Raw genomic sequence first — 19,703 nt, forward strand, 5'->3', positions numbered from 1 at the left:
GCGCGGTCGGCGGCCTCAATCGACCCCGGTAATCTTTGGAGTGAAGGCGATAATTTTTTCGGATATCCGGCTTTCGTCGCCGCTGCTCGCCGCGAGCAGAAGCGCGGCAGCGGCTTCGCCCATCTGACGCCGTGGCGAGATCGACGTCGCGATCCTGACGGGGAGGGCGCTGGCGACATCCAGGCCGTTAAACCCGGCGATCAGTATTTCCGCGGGGCTGGAAATTCCGAGTTCCAGGCACGCAAAGACGCCGCCCGTTGCCATGTCATCATTGGAATAATAGATGCAATCGAGATCCTTTGTCGCCGCTAGCATGGATAGCGACAACCGCTTGCCGTGCGCCACCGAGGAATAGGCAGCGTTGATCCGCTCGTCGATAAAAGAAAGGCCGCTCTCGCGCAGCACCTTCTCGAAGCCGGCTTTTCGCTTGCCGGCCCGCAGATCTCTGTCGATCGCGCTGCCGATATAGCCGAACCGCCGCCGGCCGGCTGCCAAAAGCGCCTTTGCCATCTCTTCCCCAGCCTTGCCATGCGAAAGGCCGACGTTGAAATCGACCGGCGTGCCGTCGAGGTCCATCAGCTGTATGACGGGGATGGCTGCATTCTGCAGCATCCTGACCGTTTCTGCCGGCTGATCGAGACCTGTCACGATGATGGCGGCAGGCCGCCAGGAGAGCATGTCGCGGATGATCTCGCGTTCCTTCGTCATATCGTAATCGGAGATGCCGAACACCGCCTGCATGCCGGATCCGCGCAGCCCCGCAGAAATGCCCGCCAGCATTTCGGGAAAGACGATGTTGGACATGCTGGGAACGACGACGGCGACGAGGTTGGTGCGCTGCGACGACAATGAGAGTGCCAGCCGGTTGCCGACATAGCTCAGCCGCTCGGCCTGCTGAAGCACTTTCGCGCGGGTCTCCTTGGAGACGTCGGCGGCGCCGCGAAGTGCGCGCGATGCCGTCATCTTGCTGACGCCGGCCGCAGCCGCAACCTCTTCCAGTGTGGATTTACGCATCGCACCGACCCCATCGTCGAACTGCCCCGCCAGCGGGCAACATCAGATTCATAGGCTCTTTTCCAAAAAAGGAAAACACTCACCACTTGACATAGACGGCTAAAATGGGCGTTGTTACCGATACCGGTATCGATAACAACAATCGGCAACGGGGAGGAAGCCATGCGAGAAATAGGGAAGGCCGCGGTCATCGGATCGGAGCCGATGGGCTGACCGGGCAGAGCTTCGGGGCGTCCGACGTCCGACTATGTTCGATTGCCATCATCTGCGGATCGGGCAAGGTGACTTGACCCGCAGGTTGCAAATCTATCTGAATTCTATTGGGCATGTTCCATCTGCCGGTTCCGGATCACCGCGCACCGGGCCAGGAATTGACCGCAAGGACAATATGACGAGCGAGTGCGGGTCTTGACCGAAAATACCGGTCGACGGGAGGAAGAGCCGATATGCATGTGATGATTTTAGGCGCGGCGGGCATGATCGGCCGCAAGCTGGTCGAGAAGATCGCGCGCGAGCCGCTGATTTTGGGCCGGCCCGTCACCCGCCTGACGATGGTGGACGCCTTTGAGCCGCCGGTGCCGGAAGCGCTCCGACCCGTCTCCACGGCGCTGACGGTTGACCTTGCCGCCACCGGTGCGGCCGACCGGCTGATCGAAAGCCGGCCGGAGCTGATCTTCCACCTTGCCGCCATCGTGTCCGGTGAGGCGGAGGCGGATTTCGACAAGGGTTACGCCGTCAATCTCGACGGCACCCGCGCCCTGTTCGATGCGATCCGCCAGCTCGGCCTCAAGAGCGATTATGTGCCGCGCGTGGTTTTCGCCTCCTCGATTGCCGTCTTCGGTACACCGTTCCCCGAGGTCATTCCGGACGAATTCTTCACCACGCCGCTGACGAGCTACGGCACCCAGAAGGCGATCGCCGAGCTGCTGCTCGCTGATTATTCCCGCCGCGGCATTTTCGACGGCGTCGGCATCCGGCTGCCGACCATCTGCGTGCGTCCAGGCGCGCCCAACAAGGCGGCCTCCGGTTTCTTCTCCAACATCCTGCGCGAGCCGCTGGTCGGCAAGGAAGCGGTGCTGCCGGTCAGCGATAGCGTCCGGCACTGGTTTGCCAGCCCGCGCGCGGCCGTCGGCTTCTTCGTTCATGCGGCGACGATCGATACGGCCAGGATCGGCGCGCGCCGCAACCTCACCATGCCGGGGCTCTCGGCGCTGGTCGCCGAAGAGATTGAAGCCTTGCGCCGGGTGGCCGGTGACAGGGCGGTCGCCCTCATCAAGCGCGTGCCCGATCCGGTAATCGAACGCATCGTCGCCGGCTGGCCGACCCAGTTCGATGCAACGAGAGCCTCCTTACTCGGCTTCAAGGCGGAGACGAGCTTCGACGAGATCCTGAAGGTGCACATCGAGGATGAACTCGGCGGGAGGATCGCATGAGCCTATCGGGCAGCGGAGAAGCGAAGATTGCGCTTGTCACCGGCGGCGGCACAGGCGTCGGGCGGGCTATGTCGCGGGCGCTCGGCACAGCCGGCTATAAGGTGGTCATTTCAGGGCGGCGGGCCGACGTGCTTGAAAAGGCAGCAGCAGAACTCGGCGCCGAGACGGGTGCGGAATTCTTCGCGGTTCGCGCCGATGTCGGCGATCCCGCTTCGGTGCGCGCCCTCTTCGATGCGATCTCGGACAAATACGGAAGGCTCGACCTCCTGGTCAACAATGCCGGCGTCACCGTGCCGGGCGTGCCCCTCGAAGAGGTTTCCTTCGAACAGTGGAGCGCCATCGTCGCCGCCAATCTGACGGGCGCCTTCCTCTGCACCCAGCAGGCCTTCCGGCTGATGAAGAACCAGACCCCGCGCGGTGGGCGCATCATCAACAACGGCTCCGTCTCCGCCACGACGCCTCGTCCGAATTCCGCGCCTTACACGGCGACCAAGCACGCCATTACGGGGCTGACGAAATCCACCGCTCTCGACGGGCGCGAATTCGACATCGCCTGCGGCCAGATCGATATCGGCAATGCCGCAAGCGACATGACGACGAAGATCGCCGCCGGCGTGCTGCAGGCAAATGGCAGCATCGCCGCGGAGGCGACGATCGACCCTGCGCACATCGCCGATGCGGTCGTCTACATGGCGGGCCTGCCGCTCAGTGCCAACGTGCTGACAATGACCGTGATGGCGACAAAAATGCCTTTCGTCGGGCGGGGGTGAAGTGGCCGGCCGATCGACATATATGCAGTGCTCATGATCTGGGAGGAGGGAGTATGGCAAACGTTCAATTCGAAGACGTCCGAAAATCATTCGGTGCGCATCCTGTCATCAAGGGGGTGGACATCGATATTGCCGACGGGGAATTCGTCATCCTGGTCGGCCCCTCGGGTTGCGGTAAGTCCACTCTTCTGAGGATGCTGGCCGGGCTCGAGAATATTTCCGGCGGCGAGATCAAGATCGGCGGGCGTGTCGTCAACACGCTGCCGCCGAAGGACCGCGACATCGCCATGGTGTTCCAGAATTATGCGCTTTATCCGCACATGACGGTGGAGCAGAACATGGGCTTTTCGCTCATGCTCAACAAGGCGCCGAAGGCCGAAGCGGAGAAGCGGGTCAAATATGCCGCCGGGATCCTCGGTCTCGACAAGCTGCTCGATCGCTATCCACGCCAGCTTTCCGGCGGCCAGCGCCAGCGCGTCGCCATGGGCCGGGCCATCGTGCGCAACCCGGAGGTCTTCCTGTTCGACGAGCCGCTCTCCAACCTCGATGCCAAGCTGCGCGTCGCCATGCGCGCCGAGATCAAGGAGCTGCACCAGCGCCTGAAAACGACGACCGTCTACGTCACCCATGACCAGATCGAGGCGATGACGATGGCCGACAAGATCGTCGTCATGCATGACGGCATCGTCGAGCAGATCGGCAGCCCGCTCGAGCTTTACGACCGTCCCGCCAATCTCTTCGTCGGCGGCTTCATCGGCTCGCCGGCGATGAACATGATCCACGGCAGGCTCGATCCGGAAAACCCCAGCGAGTTCGTTGCAGTGAACGGCACGCGGCTGCCCGTCGCCAATCCGCCGGAAAGCGCCAAAGGCCGCGACCTCGTCTACGGGCTGCGACCCGAATATATCTCGCTCGATCCCAACGGGCTGCCGGCCGAAATCGTGGTGATCGAACCGACTGGCTATGAGACGCATCTGACTGTCCGCCTCGGCGGCAGCGAGGTCAGCTGCGTCTTCCGCGAACGTGTCGACGCCCGCCCGGGCGAAGCCATTCGCGTGGCGATCGACGCCAAGCATGTTCATCTCTTCGATGCCGAAGGCGGCAGGAGATTGACAGACTGATGCGATCCGGCGCCAGCACGGGAGAGGAGGAGTCTTCCCTGCTGCCGGAGCGCAAACATCCCATTCACAGGATGTCAGACCGGACTTCACCAAGCGGGAGGTGGATGCCGGAGAATTGCTCCCGCTGTTTCAATGAGGAGGAATCTCATGACGATTAAGAGACGTGAATTTCTTGCCGCATCGGCAGCCGTTGCCGGTGTCGCCGGCCTCGGCATCAAGCCATCCTTTGCGCAGGCAGAACCGACCTACACGCCGGAAAGCGGCGCGAGCCTGCGGCTACTCCGCTGGACGCCTTTCGTGAAGGGCGATGAGGATGCCTGGATCGCCAATACCAAGAAATTCACCGAAGCGACCGGTGTCGAAGTGCGCATCGACAAGGAGAGCTGGGAAGACATCCGTCCGAAGGCGGCCGTTGCGGCCAATGTCGGCTCCGGCCCCGATCTGATCATGTGCTGGTTCGACGACGCGCATCAATATCCGGACAAGCTGGTCGATCTCACCGAACTTGGCAACTATCTCGGTGACAAGTACGAGGGTTGGTATGACGGCGTGAAGGGCTATGCCACACGCGACGACAAGTTCATCGCCATGCCGCTGACGACGATCGGCAATGCCGTCGTCTATCGCGACAGCCACGTGAAGGCCGCCGGTTTCAACGAATTCCCGAACGATACGGCAGGCTTCCTCGAGCTTTGCAAGGCCATGAAGGCAAAGGGCACTCCCGCCGGCTTCCCGCACGGCAAGGCAGTCGGCGACGGCAACAACTACGCCCATTGGCTGCTCTGGAGCCACGGCGGCAAAATGGTCGATGAAAGCGGCGCGGTGACGATCAACAGCCCCGAGACGCTCGCCTCGATCAACTATGCCAAGGAGCTCTACGCGACCTTCATTCCGGGCACGGAAAGCTGGCAGGACGTCAACAACAACCGCGCCTTCCTCGCCGGTCAGGTATCGCTGATCGCCAACGGCGTTTCGGTCTACTACACCGCCAAGAACGACCCGAAGCTAGCCGAGATCGCCAAGGACATGCGTACGACGAACTTCCCAATCGGGCCCGTCGGCAAGAGCGTCGAGCTCTTCCAGACAAGTTCGCTGCTGCTCTTCAAGCACACGAAATATCCGGAAGCGGCCAAGGCCTACATAAAGTTCATGATGGAAGCCGATCAGATGAATGCCTGGATCCAGGGCTCCAGCGCCTATTGCTGCCAGCCGCTCAAGGCCTTCGCCAAGAACCCGGTCTGGACCGCCGATCCGGTCCACGCGCCCTATGCGCGCGCCTCAGAAAAGCTGCGCCCGAATGGCTATGCCGGCCCGCTCGGTTACGCCTCGGCAGCGACCATGGCCGACTATGTGCTGGTCGACATGTATGCAGCTGCCGTCACCGGCCAGAAGTCGCCCGAGGACGCGATGAAGGAAGCCGAACGCCGGGCGAACCGCTACTACCGCGTCTGATCCGGAGCCGAGATATGCGGCATGCCGGCTATCCGGCATGCCGCGAGCGCCTCTAAAGCGCGTCGCATCAAATTTGATCCGTGCGCAGCGCTTTAGCTCCTTTTTATGCATGACGTTGTCCCGGAACCGCTGCACACTTCCGGGCGACATGCATCGGGACTGAATGCAAGCTGGAGACAAGCAATGTCGACCTTGAAATCCGGGGACACGCGCGGCCCCTCGCTGATGCAGAACAACAATGTGCTCGGCTTCCTCTTCATGCTGCCGGCCGCCGTGTTTCTCGTCTGCTTTCTCACCTATCCCCTGGGGCTCGGCGTCTGGCTTGGCTTTACCGACACCCGGATCGGTCGGGACGGCATCTTCATCGGTTTGGAGAACTATCAGTTCCTCGCAGACGACGCGGTCTTCTGGCTGTCGGTCTTCAACACCATTCTCTACACAGTCATCGCCTCGGCGCTGAAATTCGCGCTCGGCCTCTGGCTGGCGCTGCTCCTGAACCAGCACCTTCCGTTCAAATCCTTCTTCCGGGCGATCGTGCTCTTGCCCTGGGTCGTGCCGACGGTGCTTTCGGCGCTGGCCTTCTGGTGGATCTACGATTCCCAGTTCTCGATCGTCTCCTGGTCGCTGATGAAGCTGGGGCTGATCAGCGGGCCGATCAACTTCCTCGGCGATCCCACCAATGCACGCATATCGGTCATCGTCGCCAATGTCTGGCGCGGCATTCCCTTCGTCGCGATCTCGCTGCTCGCCGGCCTGCAGACCATCCCGGCCTCGCTGCAGGAGGCGGCCTCGCTCGATGGCGCCACGAGCTGGCAGCGCTTCCGCTATGTGACGCTGCCGATGCTGACGCCGATCATCGCCGTTGTCATGACCTTCTCGGTGCTCTTCACCTTTACGGATTTCCAGCTGATCTACGTGCTGACAAAGGGCGGGCCGGTCAACGCCACGCATCTGATGGCCACACTCTCCTTCCAGCGCGGCATTCCGGGCGGCCAGCTCGGCGAGGGGGCGGCCATCGCCGTTGCCATGATACCCTTCCTGCTCGGCGCCATCATGTTCAGCTTCTTCGGCCTGCAACGCCGCAAATGGCAGCAGGGCGGCCAGGATTAAGGGGGAAACAATGTCGACCAATCTCAAAACGGCCGATCAGGTCCTGACCGACAATGCCGAGGGCATGAGCTATCTCAACCGCCTGCCGCGGCGCGTGGTGATGCTCTACCTGCCGATGGCGGTCTTCGTCTTTGTGCTGCTCTTTCCCTTCTACTGGATGGCGATCACCGCCGTGAAGCCGAACGAGCAGCTGACGGACTACAATAATTACAGCCCGTTCTGGGTGGTGGGGCCGACGCTCGACCACATCAAGTACCTGTTCCTCGAAACGTCCTATCCCGGCTGGCTGTGGAATACGATGCTGGTGGCTGTGGGGTCGACGGCACTGTCGCTGGTGGCCTCGGTGTTCGGCGCATATGCGATCGAGCGCGTGCGCTTCACCGGCTCGCGGCAGATCGGCCTCGTCATCTTCCTCGCCTATCTCATTCCGCCGTCGATCCTCTTCATCCCGCTCGCCTTCATCGTCTTCAAGCTTGGGATCTACGACTCGCGCCTGGCGCTGATCTTCACCTATCCGACTTTCCTCATTCCCTTCTGCACCTGGCTGCTGATGGGCTATTTTCGCTCGATCCCCTTCGAACTGGAGGAAAGCGCGCTGGTGGACGGCGCCAACCGCTGGCAAATTCTTGTCAAGATCATCCTGCCGCTTGCCGTGCCTGGCCTGATCTCGGCCGGCATCTTCGCCTTCACGCTCTCCTGGAACGAATTCATCTACGCGCTGACATTCATCCAGTCCTCGGAGAACAAGACCATCCCGGTCGGCGTCCTCACCGAGCTGGTGCGCGGCGACGTCTTCGAATGGGGATCGCTGATGGCGGGCGCGCTGTTCGGCTCGCTGCCAGTCGTCATCCTCTATTCCTTTTTCGTCGATTACTACGTGTCCTCGATGACGGGCGCGGTGAAGGAGTAGTCTCGCATTTATCGGACCGGCCGCGGAGCGTCTGGAAGCCTTCCGCGGCCGCCGGCTTTATCATGAATCATTGCGGAAGAGAGGCCACTTAAGCCTGCTGTTTGCGACAGCGGGCCGATTGACGTGCAGCGCCCAATCCCTGTCGTGGAATTTTTTATTGCAATTCATTCGCAATTGCAGAATATGGAGGAACCGGGGATTGTCTGGTTGCCACATTATGGGGCAGACTTCGACCTCGAACTGCAACTAAATCTTAATAGCAACCGGAGACATCCATGCTCGATAAGGTACGACGGTCGGTCCTGACCGGGATGATGGGAGCGGCGTTCGCGGCGATGCTCATGGTCATGCCGGCATCGGCGCAGGAAAAGTTCAAAGTAGTGACGACCTTCACCGTTATCGCCGACATCGCGCAGAATGTCGCGGGTGACGCGGCGATCGTCGAGTCCATCACCAAGCCGGGCGCCGAGATTCACAATTACCAGCCGACGCCGGGCGATATCCAGCGCGCCCAGGGCGCGAAGCTCATCCTCTGGAACGGGCTCAATCTCGAGCGCTGGTTCGAGAAATTCCTCCAGAACCTGAAGGATGTGCCTGAAGTGGTCGTCTCGACAGGCGTCGAACCGATGGGCATTGCCGAGGGACCCTATGAGGGCAAGCCGAACCCCCACGCCTGGATGTCGCCGGCGGCGGCGCTGATCTATGTCGACAATATCCGCGATGCCTTCGTGAAGTACGATCCCACCAATGCCGAGACCTACAAGGCCAATGCCGAGGCCTACAAGGAGAAGATCAAGGCGACTGTCGACCCCATCAAGTCGCGGCTTGCCGCCGTGCCCGAGGCCAAGCGGTGGCTGGTATCGAGCGAAGGCGCCTTTTCTTATCTCGCCCGCGATTTCGGCTTGAAGGAACTGTATCTGTGGCCGATCAATGCCGATCAGCAGGGCACGCCGCAGCAGGTGCGCAAGGTGATCGACGCCGTCCGCAAGAACGGCATCACGGTCGTGTTCTCCGAGAGCACGATCTCTTCCAAGCCCGCCGAACAGGTGGCGCGTGAGACGGGCGCCAAATATGGCGGCGTTCTTTACGTCGACTCGCTGAGTGAGGCCGACGGTCCGGTTCCGACCTATCTCGATCTCCTCAAGGTCACGTCGGACACCATCGCCAGGGGCCTGGCGTCCTCGTCCTGATCGGCCGATAGGGCCTCGCCTCCGGGCGGCGTCCGACCCATGTGTTTTAGGAGGTATTTTTGATAAGCGTTCAACCCGGCCGGCAGAAGCAGGCGTCATCCGGCTTCGAGGGAACCGGGATTTTGGTGGACGGCGCGACGGTCACCTACCGCAACGGCCATACGGCGCTGAGGGACGCGAGTTTCGTCATCCCCACCGGCACGATCAGCGCGCTCGTCGGCGTCAACGGCTCGGGAAAATCGACCCTCTTCAAGTCGATCATGGGCTTCGTGCATCTGGCCAGGGGCGAGATCCGCGTGCTCGGCATGCCCGTCAAGGACGCGCTGCGAAAGAACCTCGTCGCTTATGTGCCTCAGTCGGAAGAGGTCGACTGGAACTTCCCCGTTCTGGTCGAAGACGTCGTGATGATGGGCCGCTACGGCCATATGGGCATGATGCGCATTCCCAAGGCCTCCGATCACCAGGCGGTGGCGGCAGCACTTGCCCGTGTTAACATGAGCGAATTCCGCAAGCGTCAGATCGGCGAGCTCTCCGGCGGCCAGAAGAAGAGGGTCTTTCTCGCCCGCGCGCTGGCGCAGGACGGAAAGGTCATCCTGCTCGACGAACCGTTTACCGGCGTGGACGTCAAGACCGAGGAGCAGATCATCAAACTGCTTCGGGAACTGCGCGACGAGGGCCGCGTCATGCTGGTTTCGACGCACAATCTCGGCTCGGTGCCTGAATTCTGCGACCGGACGATCCTGATCAAGGGCACGGTGCTCGCCCACGGGCCGACCTTCGAGACATTCACCCAGGACAATCTGGAGAAGGCTTTCGGCGGCGTGCTCCGCCATTTCGTGCTGACCGAAGCCCCAAGCGGCAGACCGACATCGATCGGCCTGATCAGCGACGACGAACGGCCGCTGGTGTTTCGCGAAGGCAAGGCGACCGCAGGTGCATCGGATGGGGAAGGCGAGGGCTGGGAATGACGGCCATTCTTCTCGAGCCCTTCACCTATAATTACATGGTGAACGCCATGTGGGTCTCTGCCCTCGTCGGCGGCGTCTGCGCGTTTCTCTCCTGTTACCTGATGCTGAAGGGCTGGTCGCTGATCGGCGATGCGCTCTCGCATTCGATCGTTCCCGGCGTTGCCGGCGCCTATATGCTCGGGCTTCCCTTCTCGATCGGCGCCTTCTTTTCCGGCGGGCTTGCCGCCGCCGCCATGCTTTTCCTCAACCAGCGCACCAAGCTGAAGGAAGACGCCATCATCGGGCTGATCTTTTCCTCCTTCTTCGGGCTCGGCCTGTTCATGGTGTCGCTAAGGCCGACCGCCGTGAACATCCAGACGATCGTCCTCGGCAACATTCTGGCCATCACGCCCGAGGATACGCTGCAGCTCGCCATTATCGGCTTCGTGTCGCTGGCCATCCTACTCGTCAAGTGGAAGGATCTGATGGTCACTTTCTTCGACGAGAGCCATGCCCGTTCGATCGGCCTCAATCCGACCGTGCTCAAGATCATGTTCTTCACCCTGCTGTCCGCCTCCACCGTCGCAGCCCTGCAGACGGTCGGCGCGTTCCTCGTCATCTGCATGGTGGTGACACCGGGCGCGACCGCCTATCTGCTGACGGATCGCTTCCCGCGGCTCCTCGTCATCGCGGTCGCCATCGGCTCGATCACCAGCTTCGCGGGCGCCTATGCGAGCTATTTTCTCGATGGGGCGACCGGCGGCATCATCGTCGTGCTGCAGACGCTCATCTTTTTGCTCGCCTTCTTCTTCGCGCCCAAGCACGGCATGCTCGCAGCACGCAGAAGGGCCGCCCAAGCCCTGGAGACGGCGCCATGAATATCGTCGCTACGCTGCTTTCGCCTTTCCAGTTCGAATTCATGGTCAATGCGCTTGTCATTTCGGTGCTGGTCGCCGTGCCGATGGCGCTTCTGTCCTGCTTCGTGGTTCTCAAGGGCTGGTCGCTAATGGGCGATGCGATCAGCCACGCGGTCTTTCCCGGCGTGGTCATCGCCTATATCGTCGGCTTTCCCTTTGCCGTCGGCGCCTTCGTCGCCGGCATGTTCTGCGCCATCGCCACCGGTTTCCTCAAGGACAACAGCCGCATCAAGCAGGATACGGTGATGGGCATCGTCTTCTCCGGCATGTTCGGTCTCGGTCTGGTGCTCTACGTCAAAATCCAAACCGACGTGCATCTCGACCACATCCTGTTCGGCGATATGCTGGGCGTTTCCTGGCGTGACATTGCGCAGGCGGCCGCGATCGCCGCGGTCACGGCCGGCATTCTCGGGATCAAGTGGAAAGACTTCCTGCTGCATGCTTTCGACCCGACGCAGGCAAAGGCCGTGGGGCTCAGGATCGGTCTTCTGCATTACGGCCTGCTTGCCCTCATCTCGCTGACGATCGTCGGCGCCCTGCAGGCAGTCGGCATCATCCTTTCGATCGCCATGCTGATCGCACCGGGCGCCATTGCATTCCTGCTGACCCGAAAGTTCAGCACGATGCTCATCCTGTCGGTCGCCATCGCCGTCACCGGCTCCTTCGCCGGCGTCTACCTGTCCTTCTTCATCGACAGCGCCCCCGCTCCGACCATCGTGCTTGTGCTCTCAATTATTTTCGTCCTCGCCTTCATCCATGCCATGCGGCGGGCCGCGAGGATCGACGCCGCGGAGGTGGTCTAGCCGGCGGAAAGCATCCGGCCGTCGAAGGCGCTCTGACCCGAATAGAAGCGCACCGCCACGACCTTCTTCGGGCCATCCGCGCCCGTTTGAAGCACGCCGTCGGCCCGCCCGGCTTCGGCGGGCGTCTCGATCCGGCGCTCATTCACGCGACCCGGCACAAGATCCACCTTCTCGATGTGACCTGGCATCTCAAAGTCGTAAATAATTCTCAGCACGGCTTTTCCTCATACCGGAATGCCATTCACACAGGAGCGTATGATGGTGGGATTGATCCCGAACATACTCAAACGGCATCGGTTTTTCAGAGCTAAGGCCTTCATTGCCGCCCTATCGACTTGCTTCTCCCATCATAACGCACCCAACCTTAGCCATTGCATCCAGCGGCAAGGAAACCTTGCAGGTTTCAAAGGTCTTTCCTGCAGCATGGCTGCAAGACTGCAAGACTGCAATCAGTACCGTGACGGAGAACGTGCCGCGTGTAAAGCGACCACACTCGCGCTTGGATTATAGTTGGGGCCTCGTGTTCGCATTGCGCGGTTTCGATTTAGCTCCGAGGGTATTGCGCGGCGATCTTACAGCGTTTCGAAATTTTGACGAAAGAGATGCGACTTATTCGACCCACCGATCGGCGGTCGAGGCGTTCTTGAGCAAACCTCTCAAAATCTGCGTTTCTGAAGACTGCGGAAAATTCCTCGGTCTGTCGAAATCGAACTAGCGGCGATGTCCGCCGAGTTTGAAGAAAGACGACGAGCAATGCTTTGTCTTCTCAAACGAGACCGACCGAGGGACAAACTGGGTGGCGCGCTGCACGATCGCGCATTGCTCACCGATGTAGGGGAAATGCAGCGCGGCCTCATCCCTTCCTGTGCACCAAACATCGGCCGCTGTTGAGGAAATTCTTAGACGAGCTTTCGAACAATCACCCCTTTACAACTAACATGTCAGTCTGCTACACCTGACCCGTTAGCTGGGAGGAATGAGGTTGACTGCAAAATTCGGGCTTTCCGTCGCCCTCGCCACGCCGTTCCACGAGAACGGCGACATTGCGATCGAGGCGATGATCGCGCAGGCACGGCGCTGCCTTGCCGCCGGATGCTCCAGCGTGACGCTGTTCGGGACGACGGGTGAAGGCTCCTCGATCGGGGATGGCGAACGGGAACGCGTGCTGTCTGCTTTCCTCGCTGCAGGAATCCCGGCGAAGAACATCATCGTCGGCGTGCTCGTCGACGCCGCCGAGGATGCGGCGATGCAGGCCGGTCTGGCCCTCTCCAAGGGAGCCCGCAATATCCTTCTTGCGCCACCCTCCTATTTCAAGAATGTGAGTGACGACGGCGTCTTCCGGTGGTTTTCAGCCGTATTCGCCCTTCTGGGTGAAACGGCGCGGGACATCATCGTTTATAATCTTCCCTCGGTTACCATGGTGCCGCTCAGCGTATCGCTGATCGGCCGGTTGCGGACCGCCTTTCCCCATATCGTCACCGGCGTAAAGGATTCCTCCGGCGACTGGCCCTACACCGAAGCGCTGCTGAAAGCACACAGCGATCTCATCATCCTGGTCGGCGATGAGCGGCACCTCGCAACGGCCGTGAGGCTCGGCGGCCAGGGTGCTATATCGGGCATGGCGAATTTTGTCCCACACGAGCTCAGACCGCTGGCCGAGGAAGGCAGAGACGACGCCCGCATCGAGAATTTCGTGCTCGAATTGCTGAAACATCCCGTCATCCCTGCCGTGAAGGCGATGGTCGCGCGCACAACGTCGGAGGAAATCTGGCTTGCGGTTCGCCCGCCGCTCGTTTCAATATCCGCAGAGGGACAGGCGCAGCTCGCTCGCGTTTTCGATAGTCTTTTCCGTTCGAAAGCTGCGTAGGTCGGGCATGTTTCTGGAGGAGGCGATGGACGGAACGGACGAACAGCCGACGCTGCGGGAAAAGGCCTATGCGAGCTTCACGCGTCACCTGCTTGCCCGTGACGTGCGTCCCGGCCAGTTCGTTTCGCAGCGCCGTCTCGTGGAGCTGACGGGGCTGACACTTGGGGCCATCCGCGAGCTCATCCCCCGGCTCGAAGCGGAGGGGCTGATCAAGACCGTACCGCAGCGGGGTCTGCAGATTGCTCACATCGATCTCAACCTCATCCGCGAGGCGTTCCAGCTGCGTGTCTTCCTGGAGAAGGAAGCCGTAGCGCTCTTCACACGGACCGCGTCGGACGAAACGATCGCCGGGCTGTTGAAGCAGCATCGGGATATCGCCGACGCCATCCGCAACGGCGATGGATCGCACGAATTGGAGCTGCGCGCGCAGGCCGTCGACTGGGGCATGCACGATGCCTTTATCGACGCCCTTGGCAACACGATCATTTCGAACGCCTACCGCGTGAACTCGATCAAGATGCGCCTGATCAGCCAGGATCGCTTTCGCATCGACGGCCACGTCGGACCCGTCATGGGCGAGCACCTGAAGGTGCTCGAGGCGATCGAACGACGATCGGCGGAAGACGCCGTCAACAGCCTTGTCGCACACATCAATCATGCAAGGGATCGTGCGCTCAGGATATAATCGAGAATAAACAGCCGGGGATGAGGAGATCGCCGGCAAAAGGAGGAGGATTACCATGCCATCATTCTTCAACCCGACCAGGCGCGGCTTTCTGGCGGGCACCGCCGCATTGGGGGCGAGCAGCATGCTCGGCATGCGGCCGGCAGCCGCTGCGGTCGACTGGAAGCGCTTCACCGGCACGACGCTCGAAATCAACCTCGTCAAGAGCCCGCGCAGCGAGATACTCTTGAAGTACCTATCCGAATTCGAGGAACTCACCGGCATCAAGGTCAATGCCGAAGCGACGCCGGAACAGCAGCAGCGCCAGAAGACGACCATCGAGCTGAGCTCGGGAAAGCCGAGCTTCGACGTCGTGCACCTGAGCTACCACGTCCAGAAGCGGCAGTTCGAAAAGGGCGGCTGGCTTGCCGATATCAGCGGCTTCCTCAAGGATCCATCGCTCACCGACCCGTCGCTGGTGGAAAGCGACTTCGCCGAAGCCGGCCTCGCCTTCGCCAAGGATGCGGACGGCGTTCTGCGTTCCCTGCCTTTCTCGGTCGATTACTGGATCATCTATTGGAACAAGGCGCTGTTCGAGAAGAAGGGGCTTGCTTACCCCACGAGCTTCGACGAACTGGCAAGTGCCGCAGAAGCGCTGACCGATCCCTCGACCAACACCTACGGCTTCGTCGCCCGCGGCCTGAAGAACGCCAACACGCCGGTCTGGACGACCTTGCTGCTCGGCTATGGTTCCAGCCCGCTCGGCCCGGACGGCAAGCTGCGCACGACGTCGCAGGAGGCGATCGAAGCGGCCAAGCTTTACCAGCGGCTGATGACCAAGACCGCGCCTCCCGGCGTCTCCGGTTTCAACTGGGCCGAGGCGCAGTCGGCCTTCCTACAGGGTAAGATCGGCATGTGGCTGGATGGCGTCGGTTTTGCGCCGCCGATCGAGAATCCGGAAAAGTCGCGCGTCGTCGGCCAGGTCGGTTACGGCATCATGCCGAAAGGCCCTAATGCGCAAGCCGCCGGAACCTTCGGCGACGGCCTCGGCGTCGTCGCGGCAAGCCAGAAGAAGGAAGCCGCCTACCTGTTCTGCCAATGGGCGATTTCACACGACATGGGCGCGCGCCTGCTGCAGGCCGGCGCCGGCGTTCCCTTCCGCCAATCCGTGCTTGAGGATGCGAAAGTCCGCGAGGGCGTCAAGATGCCCGGCTCATGGCTGGATGCCGTTGCCGGCTCCGGCAAGATTTCGCAGCTCGCCCTGCCGGTCATCATTCCGGTCACCGAGTTCCGCGACATCTATGGCGTCGGTCTCACAAACATGATCGGCGGCGCCGATCCTGAAACCGAACTGAAGGCGGCGACGGCACAGTTCGAACCCGTCCTGGCGAAGAGCGAGGGATAATGGCTTCGGCAGGCATCGAAACGGCCGCACTGGCCAAGGCGTCGAAAGGAGGGAGCAAACCGGACCGGTTTGCTCCCAACTACTGGCCCTTCGTCATCCCGGCGCTCATCGTCATCTCGGCCGTCATCGTCTTCCCATGGGTGTTTACGGTGTGGATGAGCGTCAACAGCTGGACGCTCGGCCAGTCGCAGGTCTTTGCGGGGCTGGACAATTATATCAGACTCGCCGTCGACATGCGCTTCTGGGAGTCGTTGTGGCATACAGTGGTCTATACTGCACTCTCCGTGCTGCTTCCGCTTTTTCTGGGAACGCTTGCCGCACTGATCTTCGATGCCCAGTTCCCGCTGCGCGGCCTCATTCGAGGCATATTCGTGATGCCGATGATGGCGACCCCCGTTGCCATCGCGCTCGTCTGGACTATGATGTTCCATCCGCAGCTCGGCGTGCTCAACTATCTCCTCTCCTTCATCGGCATCGGCCCGCAGGAGTGGATCTACAATCAGAGCAGCGTCATCCCCTCGCTGGTTCTGGTCGAAAGCTGGCAGTGGACGCCGCTCGTCATGCTGATCGTGCTCGGAGGGCTCGCCGCCGTTCCGCGCGAACCTTACGAGAGCGCCGAGATCGATGGCGCCAATGTCTGGCAGAAATTCCGCTATCTCACGCTGCCGATGATCGCGCCCTTCCTAATGATCGCGGTGATCATCCGCAGTATCGATGCCGTGAAGAGCTTCGATATCATCTATGCCATGACCCAGGGCGGCCCTGGCACCGCCTCGGAAACGATCAACATCTATCTCTATAACACGGCCTTCGCCTATTACGACATCGGCTATGGCTCAGCGATGGCGGTCGTCTTCTTCATCCTCATCGTGCTGCTTTCGTTCGTCCTGATGATGATCCGGCAGCGCGTCAACTGGTCCGACGGGGAGGCACGCTGATGAAGCGCAAGACGCTCGATCGCATCGGACTGCTGTTCGTCGCGCTGGTGATGATCTCGCCGGTCGTCCTGTTTTTCCTCTGGATGATCTCACTGTCGCTGAAATATGAGATCGACAACGGCGCCTATCCGCCGATCTTCATCCCGGAGCGTTTCGCCTGGTCGAACTATGTGAAGGTCTTCGAGGAGAACAATTTCTTCCTCTATCTCTGGAATTCGCTGCTGGTGACGGGCAGCGCCACGCTGTTGGCGCTCTTGATCGGCGTGCCTGCCGGCTATGGCATCGCGCGTCTGAAGGCGGAGAAATCGGCGATGGTCATCATGATCGCGCGCATGACGCCCGGCCTGTCCTTCCTCATTCCGCTCTTCCTGCTGTTCCAGTGGCTGAACCTGCTCGGCACGCTCGTGCCGCAGATCATCATCCACCTCGTCGTCACCGTGCCGATCGTCGTGTGGATCATGATTGGCTATTTCGAGACGACGCCAATGGAGCTGGAGGAGGCTGCAAGCATCGACGGCGCGACACCCTGGCAGGTGTTTCGCCTGGTCGCCCTGCCGATCGCAAGGCCTGGCATCGTCGTCGCCTTCATCCTGTCGGTCATCTTCTCGTGGAACAATTTCGTCTTCGGCATCGTGCTCGCCAGTCGCGAGACCCGCACGCTTCCTGTCGCCGTCTACAACATGCTGTCTTTCGAGCAGGTCAGTTGGGGGCCGCTCGCAGCGGCGGCGCTGATTGTCACATTGCCCGTGCTGATATTGACCGTATTTGCGCAACGGCAGATCGTGGCCGGCCTGACGGCCGGCGCCGTCAAGTGAACGGGCGAGACAATCGCCGATGACGTCCTCTGTGTTCGATCCGCCGCCCGGTCCGCCGCGCCGTGTTCTATGCGTCGGCGCGGCGGTTCTGGATACGCTGTTCCGCGTCCGCGCGCTGCCGGCCGGCCAAGGTAAGATTCTGCCCTATGAGATGCTGCAGATCGCTGAAGGCATGGCGTCGAGTGCAGCCTATGCCATCGCCCGACTGGGCGGCGCGGCCAGCCTCTGGGGTGCGGTCGGCGAGGATGCCGCCGGCGAACGCATCATTGCCGATCTCGGCAATAGCGGTATCGATACGAGCGGCATGCTGCGGGCCGAAGGCGCCCGCTCGGCCATCGCGACGATCCTCATCGATGACCGGGGCGAGCGCCTGATCGTGCCCTTCTACGACGAGCGGCTCCACGACACGGTCAGGCCGGTAACAGAACGGGAGGTTTCTGCTTTCGATGCGGTGCTTGTCGACGTCCGATGGCCGAAGCTTGCGCTGCGGACGTTGATCGCAGCCGGCAAGGCAGGCAAACCGGCCGTTCTCGATGGCGACGTTGCGGGCGAGGGCATATTCGAGATGCTGGCGCCGGCCGCCAGCCACGTCGTCTTTTCACAGCCGGCCGCCGAACGGCTTGCCGGGACGGCGGATCTGGTGGAGAGCGTCGGCCTTCTGAAGCGTAAATTCGAACATGCCTTCATCAGCGTCACCGCTGGCGAACATGGCTGCCTGTGGTTCGATGACCGAAGCGGCGCCATCCGTCACCTTGCCGCTCCGAAGGTGCGAGCGATCGATACACTTGCGGCGGGCGACATCTTCCACGGCGCTTTCGCCCTGACAATCGCGGAAGGCATGCCGATCGAAGAGTCGATGCGATTGTCGTCGATGGCGGCTGCTCTCAAATGCCAGGTGTTCGGCGGACGCATCGGCGCCCCCACCAGAGCCGAAGTCCGCGATGCCCTGCAGGATTGGAACATTGGCGCCGTCTCGGCAGGAGAGCCGACGATATGATGCCCCCGGCCGCGGGCCGCTTTTCTCGGTCGCGGCCTCGATGACGTGACCGATATTGGGATGCGCATTGCCCATGCGCCGACACCGACGCCGACGTCGAACAGCGGTCGCGGGGCGGAGCTTGCGGTCAGTGAGACGCTTCCAGGCGCCATTCTGGTCTGCGTCTTACCCCGCCTCGAGTTTCATCAAAAAGGGGATGTGCAGATCGAACAATTCACACCAATAGTATCAGTTTTCTAACCTCGCCGCTCGCTGCTATAAAAGAGCGGTACCAGGGATGGTAAGGCGATGCCTGATTGCCAGATCGACTTCCTCGACACCGTTGAGCCGCGGCAAAGCAATGCTACATATCTGACCTGCCACGGGAGAGGCCTCGCCAGATCTTCGCAACCCAAACTGAAGCGTCCGGTGCTGCCACTGTTCCTCTTTTGTCTATGAGGTAACGCCATGGATAAAGTCTTGTCGGCGGTCGATCCTCCCCGCGACAGCCCACTTTGGCACAAGATGGTTCCATTGCGGAGCAACCACGGCCGGCTGTTTTGGCCAGCGCTTTTGGCTGTTTTGCTTCTCGCAGGCACCGCTGTTTTTTATCATCAAACCCGCCGCGTCGAAAATCCGGTTGGGCCTTTCGAACATCGCGCTCTCAATAAGACTGCCCGATTGCCCGGCATAGCCGTCCACACTGCCACGACGGCTTCTTCTCCTCTTCCGCCCAAATCTGTATCGCGGCACCTGATCGAGCTCCCGAAGCTCGAATTGACAAGTCAGTTTCTGCGGACGTGGTTGGCCTCAGGTCCACATATATGCGGCGCTCTTCGAGAAGGTGGCATCGAGATGAGCGAATGGAAAGCCGCATCGATGCGCAATCGCAGCTATGAGTGCTATTTTCAGCGCATCTACGAACGGAACGAGGTGCGTCCCCTCAGTTCGACTTTTCTCAGGGTTCGCGGAAATGAAATGGGCGAAATCGTTGACATCGGTGCCAAGCTGGTTGGGCCGGAGACAGATGCACAGGGGCGTCTCTCCCCCGCCGTCCTGCGCATTTTCGAGCTCATTGTGAAGCAGGCGTGCTGGCCCGATTTCGAGGATACGCTTGGGTCGATCCAAAACCTTCGCGATGTCGAACACGAACGATTCGGTTCCTATCTCAGCTTCACGCGCGAAGCCGGCAGCGAAAATAACTTCAATTTTGCTCTTGGTCTCAGGGCGACTTCGGGCCCGCAGATGAGGACCAAAGGCTATTTTTCGAAAGACCGCTGGCTCGCCGCGCCAAATCCTCGCAATGTTCCCGCAAACGTCATCCTTATGGACCATTTGGACACGCCCATATCAGCCCATTGCGCTCGATGA

The 19,703-nt window shown here is 61.1% G+C and carries 19 protein-coding genes; 17 read left to right on the plus strand and 2 right to left on the minus strand.

The features are described from left to right. Positions 1-15 precede the first annotated feature (15 nt). Positions 16-1,014 (minus strand): LacI family DNA-binding transcriptional regulator, encoded by a 999-nt coding sequence (locus J0663_RS25320; RefSeq protein WP_207244752.1) that lies wholly within the window; start codon positions 1,012-1,014, stop codon positions 16-18. 446 nt (positions 1,015-1,460) lie between these two features. Between J0663_RS25320 and denD the strand changes: the two genes are divergently transcribed. From denD to J0663_RS25370, 10 genes are all read left to right on the plus strand, one after another. Further along, positions 1,461-2,447: a D-erythronate dehydrogenase gene (gene denD, locus J0663_RS25325; protein ID WP_207244753.1), complete on the plus strand. Its 987-nt coding sequence runs from the start codon at positions 1,461-1,463 to the stop codon at positions 2,445-2,447. Then, entirely contained in the window at positions 2,444-3,217 is a 774-nt protein-coding gene (locus J0663_RS25330) for an SDR family oxidoreductase (RefSeq protein ID WP_207244754.1), read from the plus strand. Before denD ends, J0663_RS25330 begins: the two co-directional genes overlap by 4 nt. 53 nt (positions 3,218-3,270) lie before the next feature. After that, a complete protein-coding gene (locus J0663_RS25335) occupies positions 3,271-4,338 on the plus strand; it encodes an ABC transporter ATP-binding protein (RefSeq protein ID WP_207244755.1) in 1,068 nt (355 codons plus the stop codon). 147 nt (positions 4,339-4,485) lie between these two features. Next, a complete protein-coding gene (locus J0663_RS25340) occupies positions 4,486-5,790 on the plus strand; it encodes an ABC transporter substrate-binding protein (RefSeq protein WP_207244756.1) in 1,305 nt (434 codons plus the stop codon). Positions 5,791-5,973: 183 nt separating this feature from the next. Continuing rightward, on the plus strand, positions 5,974-6,900 hold the full coding sequence (locus J0663_RS25345; RefSeq protein ID WP_207244757.1) for a carbohydrate ABC transporter permease: 927 nt from the start codon (positions 5,974-5,976) through the stop codon (positions 6,898-6,900). Between the two features lie 10 nt (positions 6,901-6,910). Further along, a complete protein-coding gene (locus J0663_RS25350; RefSeq protein WP_207244758.1) occupies positions 6,911-7,810 on the plus strand; it encodes a carbohydrate ABC transporter permease in 900 nt (299 codons plus the stop codon). 275 nt (positions 7,811-8,085) lie between these two features. After that, a complete protein-coding gene (locus tag J0663_RS25355) occupies positions 8,086-9,000 on the plus strand; it encodes a metal ABC transporter substrate-binding protein (RefSeq protein ID WP_207244759.1) in 915 nt (304 codons plus the stop codon). Between the two features lie 62 nt (positions 9,001-9,062). Next, positions 9,063-9,968: a manganese/iron ABC transporter ATP-binding protein gene (locus J0663_RS25360; RefSeq protein ID WP_375337024.1), complete on the plus strand. Its 906-nt coding sequence runs from the start codon at positions 9,063-9,065 to the stop codon at positions 9,966-9,968. Then, the gene (sitC, locus tag J0663_RS25365; RefSeq protein ID WP_207244760.1) at positions 9,965-10,825 is read left to right on the plus strand and encodes a metal ABC transporter permease; all 861 of its coding nucleotides are present in this window, start codon (positions 9,965-9,967) and stop codon (positions 10,823-10,825) included. Before J0663_RS25360 ends, sitC begins: the two co-directional genes overlap by 4 nt. Beyond that, on the plus strand, positions 10,822-11,667 hold the full coding sequence (locus tag J0663_RS25370; protein ID WP_207244761.1) for a metal ABC transporter permease: 846 nt from the start codon (positions 10,822-10,824) through the stop codon (positions 11,665-11,667). The genes sitC and J0663_RS25370 overlap by 4 nt, the downstream gene beginning before the upstream one ends. On the opposite strand, the gene J0663_RS25375 is transcribed toward J0663_RS25370, so the two are convergent. After that, positions 11,664-11,882, minus strand: a complete 219-nt coding sequence (locus J0663_RS25375) for a hypothetical protein (RefSeq protein WP_207244762.1) — start codon at positions 11,880-11,882, stop codon at positions 11,664-11,666. The genes J0663_RS25370 and J0663_RS25375 overlap by 4 nt on opposite strands. A gap of 767 nt (positions 11,883-12,649) precedes the next feature. On the opposite strand from J0663_RS25375, the gene J0663_RS25380 reads away from it, so the two are divergent. The 7 genes from J0663_RS25380 to J0663_RS25410 all read left to right on the plus strand — a co-directional run bounded on the left by J0663_RS25380 (position 12,650) and on the right by J0663_RS25410 (position 19,703). Next, positions 12,650-13,534 (plus strand): dihydrodipicolinate synthase family protein, encoded by an 885-nt coding sequence (locus tag J0663_RS25380; protein ID WP_207244763.1) that lies wholly within the window; start codon positions 12,650-12,652, stop codon positions 13,532-13,534. Between the two features lie 7 nt (positions 13,535-13,541). Continuing rightward, a complete protein-coding gene (locus J0663_RS25385; RefSeq protein WP_207244764.1) occupies positions 13,542-14,219 on the plus strand; it encodes a GntR family transcriptional regulator in 678 nt (225 codons plus the stop codon). A gap of 55 nt (positions 14,220-14,274) precedes the next feature. Further along, positions 14,275-15,603, plus strand: coding sequence for an ABC transporter substrate-binding protein (locus tag J0663_RS25390; protein ID WP_207244765.1), 1,329 nt, complete (start codon positions 14,275-14,277; stop codon positions 15,601-15,603). Then, positions 15,603-16,541 carry a carbohydrate ABC transporter permease gene (locus J0663_RS25395; RefSeq protein WP_207244766.1) on the plus strand — a complete coding sequence of 313 codons (939 nt, stop codon included), beginning with the start codon at positions 15,603-15,605 and terminating at the stop codon, positions 16,539-16,541. The genes J0663_RS25390 and J0663_RS25395 overlap by 1 nt, the downstream gene beginning before the upstream one ends. Next, the gene (locus J0663_RS25400) at positions 16,541-17,356 is read left to right on the plus strand and encodes a carbohydrate ABC transporter permease (RefSeq protein ID WP_207244767.1); all 816 of its coding nucleotides are present in this window, start codon (positions 16,541-16,543) and stop codon (positions 17,354-17,356) included. Before J0663_RS25395 ends, J0663_RS25400 begins: the two co-directional genes overlap by 1 nt. 19 nt (positions 17,357-17,375) lie before the next feature. Then, a complete protein-coding gene (locus J0663_RS25405) occupies positions 17,376-18,353 on the plus strand; it encodes a sugar kinase (RefSeq protein ID WP_207244768.1) in 978 nt (325 codons plus the stop codon). 447 nt (positions 18,354-18,800) lie between these two features. Beyond that, a complete protein-coding gene (locus J0663_RS25410; protein WP_221105670.1) occupies positions 18,801-19,703 on the plus strand; it encodes a DUF6030 family protein in 903 nt (300 codons plus the stop codon).

The organism is Rhizobium lentis (assembly GCF_017352135.1).
GTDB classification, from domain to species: domain Bacteria; phylum Pseudomonadota; class Alphaproteobacteria; order Rhizobiales; family Rhizobiaceae; genus Rhizobium; species Rhizobium lentis.

What these genes read in the sequence shown, in the direction of transcription:
- J0663_RS25320 (WP_207244752.1), bottom strand. Translation starts at nt 1,014, where the DNA reads ATGCGTAAATCCACACTGGAAGAGGTTGCGGCTGCGGCCGGCGTCAGC.
- denD (WP_207244753.1), top strand. Translation starts at nt 1,461, where the DNA reads ATGCATGTGATGATTTTAGGCGCGGCGGGCATGATCGGCCGCAAGCTG.
- J0663_RS25330 (WP_207244754.1), top strand. Translation starts at nt 2,444, where the DNA reads ATGAGCCTATCGGGCAGCGGAGAAGCGAAGATTGCGCTTGTCACCGGC.
- J0663_RS25335 (WP_207244755.1), top strand. Translation starts at nt 3,271, where the DNA reads ATGGCAAACGTTCAATTCGAAGACGTCCGAAAATCATTCGGTGCGCAT.
- J0663_RS25340 (WP_207244756.1), top strand. Translation starts at nt 4,486, where the DNA reads ATGACGATTAAGAGACGTGAATTTCTTGCCGCATCGGCAGCCGTTGCC.
- J0663_RS25345 (WP_207244757.1), top strand. Translation starts at nt 5,974, where the DNA reads ATGTCGACCTTGAAATCCGGGGACACGCGCGGCCCCTCGCTGATGCAG.
- J0663_RS25350 (WP_207244758.1), top strand. Translation starts at nt 6,911, where the DNA reads ATGTCGACCAATCTCAAAACGGCCGATCAGGTCCTGACCGACAATGCC.
- J0663_RS25355 (WP_207244759.1), top strand. Translation starts at nt 8,086, where the DNA reads ATGCTCGATAAGGTACGACGGTCGGTCCTGACCGGGATGATGGGAGCG.
- sitC (WP_207244760.1), top strand. Translation starts at nt 9,965, where the DNA reads ATGACGGCCATTCTTCTCGAGCCCTTCACCTATAATTACATGGTGAAC.
- J0663_RS25370 (WP_207244761.1), top strand. Translation starts at nt 10,822, where the DNA reads ATGAATATCGTCGCTACGCTGCTTTCGCCTTTCCAGTTCGAATTCATG.
- J0663_RS25385 (WP_207244764.1), top strand. Translation starts at nt 13,542, where the DNA reads ATGTTTCTGGAGGAGGCGATGGACGGAACGGACGAACAGCCGACGCTG.
- J0663_RS25390 (WP_207244765.1), top strand. Translation starts at nt 14,275, where the DNA reads ATGCCATCATTCTTCAACCCGACCAGGCGCGGCTTTCTGGCGGGCACC.
- J0663_RS25395 (WP_207244766.1), top strand. Translation starts at nt 15,603, where the DNA reads ATGGCTTCGGCAGGCATCGAAACGGCCGCACTGGCCAAGGCGTCGAAA.
- J0663_RS25400 (WP_207244767.1), top strand. Translation starts at nt 16,541, where the DNA reads ATGAAGCGCAAGACGCTCGATCGCATCGGACTGCTGTTCGTCGCGCTG.
- J0663_RS25405 (WP_207244768.1), top strand. Translation starts at nt 17,376, where the DNA reads ATGACGTCCTCTGTGTTCGATCCGCCGCCCGGTCCGCCGCGCCGTGTT.
- J0663_RS25410 (WP_221105670.1), top strand. Translation starts at nt 18,801, where the DNA reads ATGGATAAAGTCTTGTCGGCGGTCGATCCTCCCCGCGACAGCCCACTT.